The following is a 7056-nucleotide window of genomic DNA, read 5'->3' as shown; positions in this document are numbered from 1 at the left end:
GAATAATTGCTTGCCTAACCTCATCTAAATTTACTCCTCCAGTAGAAAGATCCATAACCGTGTCTGCCCCATATTTAACAGCCAGCTTAAGCTTCTCTACTTCTTCATTGATATCGCTTGCATTGGGAGAAGCACCAATATTTGCATTAACTTTACATCTAGAGGCAATACCAATGGACATTGGCTCTAGATTCAAATGATTAATATTAGCTGGAATAATTAATCTTCCTCGCGCAACTTCTTCCATTATTAAAGAAACTGGTAGATTTTCTTTTTTAGCAACAAAATCCATTTCTTCAGTGATATATCCGTTTCTCGCAAAATTCATCTGAGTAACATTTTCTTTTCCAAGGCGAGGCTTGATCCAGGAACTTCTCATAATTTATAAATTTTAAAAGTGTTATTACTAAAGTTCGATCAAATTTCCACTTCCCTGCCTCATAATTAATGATTCAGGTTCAAAGGGTATGATCTCAGCTAAGTTAAATTTCCTAGCACCCCTAGTATTATTTTATTAATAGCTATTTTCTAAAGAATAGTCATCAGATGTTGAGAAAAAATAAATAAATTTTTTATTTAATTTTTTTGATAGGACTTTATCTTTTTAAAAATATTTTTCCTATTCAATCTTCTTCTTACATCTCTCTCCAAAATCATTGAAATACCCATTAAGCCAATAGGATAATAAAACATTTTTCTAGTTTTATCCCTCAAAGTTAGACCCATAGCGGAAAATAGGATCATGAAAGGAGCAACAAAAGACAAAATAAATCTTTTATTAATTTTCATTTATCCGTTTTATTAATTATTTCATCTTTTAATTTTACTATGGATTCTGCTATTACTTTAATTCCAACAGCAATAGCTCTTTCATCAGGATTAAATTTAGAACTATGTAGTGGAGCACATCCCTTAGAACCAGAAACACCAAGTCTAAACATTGCTCCTGGTATCTCTTTTAGAAACTCAGCGAAATCTTCAGCACCTAATGATGGTTTTTGTAATTCTTTAACGTATTCTCGACCCAAAACCTTAATTGCGGAATCTCTCAGTACTCTATTAATTTCAGAATTATTATTAACTGCAGGAGTAATTTCTCTAAATATTACTTCTGCTTCTGCTCCGCAACTATTGGCTAAAGAAGTAATATTTTCATTGAGCCAATTACCAATATTTTTAAATACCTTAAAATTAGTGCATCTAACCGTACCAATTAAATTAACCTTTTCTGCGAGAACATTGAATGCATTACCACCATTTATTTTCCCAAAAGTTAACACTACAGGATCTAAAGGGTCTAACTTCCGTGTTATTGATTCTTGAATTCCCGAAATAACTTTAGAAGCCGCCCATATAGCATCAACTCCTTCATGAGGTCGCGCGCCATGGCCCGATTTTCCTTTGATCTCTACCTTAAGTTCTCCAGCAGCCGCAGTTAAGCTTCCCTCTTTAATACCAATAGTCCCAACAGATAAATCGGGATATACATGAACTCCCAAAATATGGGTTAACCCATTTGTTGCACCATCCTTAATCATCCATCTAGCTCCACTCGCAATTTCTTCAGCGGGTTGAAAAATTATCCTAGTCCCGATATTAAGTTTTAAATCCTTAACAATTTTTGCTACACCCAGTCCAATCGATATATGCAAATCGTGACCACACGCATGCATAACACCATCTACTTTTGAAGAAAAACTTAATTTAGTTTCCTCAAATATTGGCAAAGCATCCATATCTACTCTCAAGCCTATAATCCCTTTATCTAAGGGCCCGAAATCAGCTACAACTCCAGTTTTACCTATAGATTCTCTAACATTCCAACCAATATTTTTTAAAAAACCACTTATCAAAATTGCAGTTTGATTTTCAAGTCCACTTAACTCCGGATGTGCATGAATATGTCTTCTTAAGTTAATTAATTCAGCATTAAATGAATCAATTTTTTTTAAACACTGATCTCTATTCATTACTTATTTTTAAATCGATAAAGTTCATTAAATCTTTTATTGGATTCGGTGGCCATCTTCTTATGTTTTTTAACCATTCTTCATCACTATACCTAGGATCTAATTCAGTAACTGCTATCCAATTACTCTCTGCTTTCCCAAATTCACCCCTTGACCAATTCAAAGCTGTTAAAGCAGCCCTAGCATCTGCAAAAGTTGGATAACGTCTAATTAATTTTTTTAATTCTTTTTCAGATTCATCAACATTCCCCAACTGAAAATCTGCTAACGCCATACTTGACCTAGCCATTGCAAATCCAGGATTATACAAAGCAGCTTTCGAAAATAAATCTCTTGCTTTTTGCCATTGTGATATGGACCCTTCTACATTAGCCAAATTATATAATGCAGAGAAATTTTCACTATCTTGTGAAATAACGAACATATAATCTTTTTTAGCTTGAGACCATAGACCCAATGCCTCCTCTGCTATCCCTCTATTAATATAGGGATCTATTTCACTAGGATTTAAACTTATTGCCTTATTTTGGTCATCTATTGATCCCTCCACATCTCCCATCACAAGTTTTACATTTCCTCTATTGCTCAAACCTGCAGCATCATCAGGATAAGAATCTAGATAGTAATTCCATTCTTGTAAAGCGAGGTTAAATTTTCCGCCTGAACTGAGATCTAATGCATTTTTAAACAAATCCTCTCTCAAAGGTAATGAATAGCAAGGTGCGATATAAAAAATATTGAAAAAAACAAAAATTAATATAAAACAAACCTTAACTTTTTTAAAAGTTATCATTTTTTGAATCAATGTATTTTTTCCCTAAATCAGTAAGCAATCTTCCTCGAGGAGTTCTCGTAAGGAAACCAATTTTGATTAAATATGGCTCAACTACAAATTCTAACATTGAAGAATCATCACCCAAGCCTGCTGCGATTGAATCAAGACCTGTTGGCATATTATTGTTTTGGTTTAGAAAAGATAAATATTTTCTATCTAAAGAGTCCAATCCTTTTCCATCAATTTGGAAAGAATTTAAAGCTTTTTTTATTAAATTTACGGAGATCATATTAGTTTTCTGAACAACTTGAGCATAATCTCTAACTCGTTTTAATAATCTTAAAGCAATTCTTGGAGTCCCTCGAGATATTTTTGCTAAATAATAAGATGCTTCATCATCTAAATTTAATTTTATTAATCGGGAGAAATTAACTATTATTTGTTTTAATTCATCATATTTATAAAAATCAATTTTCTGAGATATACCAAATCTATCTCTTAAAGGGACGCTAATCGAGGCTAATTTAGTTGTCGCGCCAATCAAAGTAAATCTAGGAAGATTAATAGTTCTGCATCGTGTTGTTCTATTAGCTCCCATAGTTAAATCGAGTCTAAAATCCTCCATAGCAGAATATAACAACTCTTCAGTTAACCTATTCAAGCGATGTATTTCATCGATAAATAAAACTTCACCTTCTTTTAATCCAAGCAGTAACCCTACAATATCTCTTGGTCTTTCAATTGATGGTGCACTAGCTATCTTACATTTTGTATTCATTTCATTTGCTATCAACAATGCAAGGGTAGTCTTTCCTAAACCTGGCTGTCCATATAAAAGAGTATGTTCTAAAGGTTCTTTTCTAAAAATGGAAGCATCTATGGCTATTCTTAAAGAAGACTTAAGTTGTTCTTGGCCTATAAATTCTTTTAAAGTAAAAGGACGAGCTAAGTTCAAATTATTATTACTTTGTTCTTCTGGAATAATTTTTGAATCAACTAATCTAAGCTCTTTTTTACTAAAAGAAGAGTCATTATCGCCTACATTGGATGAAATTATTGCCATAATGAAAGGTTAATTGCAATTGTTCTGACTAGTAAGATTTTTTACAAAGAAAATGGCAAAAAATTCAAGCAAAGTAAAAAAAAATACAAATAAAGAAAATAATTTTAAACGTCTCGCTGAAAATAGATATGCAAAATTTCAATATGCAATATCTGAAACAATCGAAGCTGGAATTGAACTTTTAGGTACTGAAGTAAAATCTATTAGAAACGGAAAAGCAAATTTAAGAGATGGGTACTGTTCATTCAGAGATGGTGAGATCTTATTATTAAATGTTCACATTTCACCACACAAAAATGTAGGTTCTTATTTTAATCATGATCCATTAAGGAATAGAAAGTTACTACTTCATAAAAAAGAAATAATAAAACTGAAATCCAATTCTGAAAAAAAAGGAATGACTATTATTCCATTATCTCTTTATTTAAAGGGACCATGGATTAAACTAAGTATAGGCATTGGCAAAGGAAAAAAATTACATGACAAACGCCAAGATGAAAAACAAAAAAGCATCAAAAAAGAAATAAACTCTGCCCTAAAAAGATAAAAATATAATGCAGAATTACTGAAACTATGAATCTAAACTTACTGAACTTGGAGGTGGGGTAGGATCTGGATCTGCAATTAACATATGCTGTAAAACAGTTTCAGGTCTCTCGCTATCTCGCCACCGAATTTTGTATGCAGGCATTTTTGTACCTCTACTTGTAGTTTGCTCTACTGGTTCCATAACCCATCCTCTTCTTGATCGGCCTTGAGGATTTCTTTTTACTACTGCATCCGCGTGTTTGAAACGGAAACCAACACGTTCACCACTCATTTAAAAAATTTCGTATTGGATTAATTAATATATTTTACTTCATGCAAGGGTAATTTTTCAGTTTTTATTGGAAGTTTTTTCTGGTTTTAACAATGGGAAAGGGATTACATCTCTAATTGATGCACTATTGGTAATTAACATAATAAGTCTATCGATACCAATTCCTAATCCTCCCGTAGGAGGCATACCAACCTCCAAAGCATTCAAGAAATCTTCATCTATGCAGTGAGCTTCTAGATCACCTTCATCTCTAAGAGATTGCTGTAATTGCATTCTCTCTCTTTGATCTACTGGATCTATCAACTCACTAAACGCATTTGCTAACTCTCGACCAACAATGAATAATTCAAATCGCTGAACCATTTCTTTATTATCAAGATGAGGTCTAGCTAATGGAGAGATTTCAACAGGATAATCAATAACAAAAGTAGGTTCTATTAGCTCTGACTCTACTTTTTGCTCGAAAACCTCATTTAAAAGTCTTCCCATAGTATTGACTTTATTAGATAGTTCAACATTTATACTTTTGACAGCTAGTTTTGCTGATTGAAAGTCTCCACTGAAAGAATCAAAATCAATCCCTGTATATTTTTTGACAATATGTTTCATCGAAATCCTTGACCAAGGCTTAGAAAAATCAATTTCTCTATTTTGATAACTTATAGTTGAAGACCCACATGTATTAACAACGATATCTCTAATCAATTGTTCTGTTAAATCCATCATATCGACATAGTTAGAAAAAGCTTGATAAATTTCAACTGAGGTGAATTCTGGATTATGCCTTGTACTTATCCCCTCATTGCGAAAGATTCTTCCTAATTCATAAACTTTCTCAAATCCTCCTACAACCATTCTTTTTAAATGCAATTCAGTGGCTATTCTTAGATACAGCGGAATATCTAATGTATTGTGATGAGTAATAAATGGCCTCGCTTCAGCACCACCAGCTTCAGATTGCAGAATTGGAGTTTCTATTTCTAAAAAATTTCTATCATCTAGCCATTTTCTTATAAAACTTATACATTTTGCTCTGGTTTTAAATACATTTTTAGTTTGAGGATTAACTATTAAATCTAGATAACGTTGTCTATATCTTTTTTCAATATCAGTTAGTCCATGCCACTTATCCGGTAAAGGCTGTAATGATTTGGATAACATTTCCCATTTTTCTACTTTAATTGAAAGCTCGCCTTTATTGGTTTTTTTCATAGTTCCACAGACGCCTATCCAATCACCGATATCTACTATTTCTTTAATATCTTCAAAAGAAAGGGATTTTTGATTTTCTAGATTAAAATTAATAATCTTTTTATCTAAATAAAGCTGAATCTGACCTTCTTGATCGCATATTGTGAAAAAAGCGATTTTACCCATTATTCTTTTTGCCAACACTCTACCCGCAATAGAAACACTAAAGTCTTCTTCCTGACCATTTTCTAGATAATCAAATTTTTGGATAAGAAATTGAGTATTATGAGAAATTCTAAAACTCTCTGCGTAAGAAGCAAATCCTTTTCTAACTAGTGACTTAGCTTTTTGTAAGCGAGCTTCTCTGATTTCAGACAAAATTTACGTTAATATTTTTGTTTTATTTAATTAAAGTATCAGACCAAGGCTCAACTTGCCAAAGATGTTGCAGTTTCTCCAACTCGTTGAGAAGCATAACCTATACCACGAACTGTTAGTATTAACTCTGGATTTCTTGGGTCAGGTTCTAATTTACCTCTTAGTCTCGCCACATAAACATCAACAACTCTTAAATCTGCGGCTCTCCTAGGAGGATAACCCCATAACTGTTCAAGTATTTCAGCTCGCGGTACAACTTTGCCAGGCTCGTCAAATAATAATTCTAAAAGGCTAAATTCAGTATAAGTTAGACTAATTCTTTCCCCAGCTCTAGTAACTTGTCTTCTATTTGTATCTACAACTAAAGTTCCAAATTTCATAACACCTTTACCAGAAGGAATCTCTTTCGTTTCTTGCACTGATATATTAGGACCCATTCTTCTCAAAATAGTGGCTATCCTAGCTTCTAATTCTTTTGGACTAAATGGTTTTGATAAGTAATCATCAGCACCCAAATCCAAACCTGCAACTCTCTCTGATATAGCCTCTAATGCAGTTAAAAATATTATTGGCACTACTGATTCTGCCCTGATTCTTCGACAGACTGCAAATCCATCCATTTTTGGGAGCATAACATCAAGAACAATTAAGTCTGGAGAATCTCTATGAAAAGATTCAAGAGCTTCTTCACCGTTTGTGGCTGAAAAAACTTGATATCCTGCTAATTGAAGTCTCGTAACTAATACCTTCAAAACCGCTGGTTCATCATCAACAACTAAAATTCTTGCTTTTGACATAGTTAAAAAAGATTTTCAGATATTTCAAAGCAAAAATTCATTGCATTGAACATTTATTCTAA

At 32.8% G+C, this 7056-nt stretch carries 8 protein-coding genes and 1 pseudogene; 1 reads left to right on the top strand and 8 read right to left on the bottom strand.

Annotated features, from left to right (window positions below; genetic code table 11):
• The 5 genes from EU95_RS0109150 to ruvB form a co-directional block, all read right to left on the bottom strand.
• A partial coding sequence (locus tag EU95_RS0109150; RefSeq protein WP_032522761.1) for a phosphomethylpyrimidine synthase ThiC occupies positions 1 to 379 on the bottom strand: 379 nt, incomplete at its 3' end.
• A 197-nt stretch (positions 380 to 576) separates the two neighbouring features.
• On the bottom strand, positions 577 to 789 hold the full coding sequence (locus EU95_RS01600; RefSeq protein ID WP_032522760.1) for a hypothetical protein: 213 nt from the start codon (positions 787 to 789) through the stop codon (positions 577 to 579).
• Positions 786 to 1970 carry an amidohydrolase gene (locus tag EU95_RS01605; RefSeq protein WP_032522759.1) on the bottom strand — a complete coding sequence of 395 codons (1185 nt, stop codon included), beginning with the start codon at positions 1968 to 1970 and terminating at the stop codon, positions 786 to 788. Before EU95_RS01605 ends, EU95_RS01600 begins: the two co-directional genes overlap by 4 nt.
• The gene (locus tag EU95_RS01610; protein WP_032522771.1) at positions 1963 to 2763 is read right to left on the bottom strand and encodes a tetratricopeptide repeat protein; all 801 of its coding nucleotides are present in this window, start codon (positions 2761 to 2763) and stop codon (positions 1963 to 1965) included. The genes EU95_RS01605 and EU95_RS01610 overlap by 8 nt, the downstream gene beginning before the upstream one ends.
• On the bottom strand, positions 2750 to 3808 hold the full coding sequence (gene ruvB, locus EU95_RS01615; RefSeq protein ID WP_032522758.1) for a Holliday junction branch migration DNA helicase RuvB: 1059 nt from the start codon (positions 3806 to 3808) through the stop codon (positions 2750 to 2752). The genes EU95_RS01610 and ruvB overlap by 14 nt, the downstream gene beginning before the upstream one ends.
• Positions 3809 to 3860: 52 nt before the next feature.
• On the opposite strand from ruvB, the gene smpB reads away from it, so the two are divergent.
• A complete protein-coding gene (gene smpB, locus EU95_RS01620) occupies positions 3861 to 4355 on the top strand; it encodes an SsrA-binding protein SmpB (RefSeq protein ID WP_032522757.1) in 495 nt (164 codons plus the stop codon).
• Between the two features lie 24 nt (positions 4356 to 4379).
• Here the strand turns inward: smpB and EU95_RS01625 are convergent, their stop codons facing one another.
• The 3 genes and pseudogenes from EU95_RS01625 to rpaB all read right to left on the bottom strand — a co-directional run bounded on the left by EU95_RS01625 (position 4380) and on the right by rpaB (position 6994).
• Complete coding sequence (locus EU95_RS01625) at positions 4380 to 4628, bottom strand: hypothetical protein (RefSeq protein ID WP_032522756.1); 249 nt, start codon at positions 4626 to 4628, stop codon at positions 4380 to 4382.
• 20 nt (positions 4629 to 4648) lie between these two features.
• A pseudogene (gene lysS, locus EU95_RS01630) lies at positions 4649 to 6197 on the bottom strand (lysine--tRNA ligase).
• A gap of 50 nt (positions 6198 to 6247) precedes the next feature.
• Positions 6248 to 6994, bottom strand: coding sequence for a response regulator transcription factor RpaB (gene rpaB, locus EU95_RS01635; RefSeq protein ID WP_032522754.1), 747 nt, complete (start codon positions 6992 to 6994; stop codon positions 6248 to 6250).
• Between the last annotated feature and the right edge of the window lie 62 nt (positions 6995 to 7056).

It is taken from the genome of Prochlorococcus marinus str. MIT 9201 (assembly GCF_000759955.1).
GTDB lineage: Bacteria > Cyanobacteriota > Cyanobacteriia > PCC-6307 > Cyanobiaceae > Prochlorococcus_A > Prochlorococcus_A marinus_G.
This window is presented reverse-complemented; position numbering and strand designations above follow the sequence as displayed.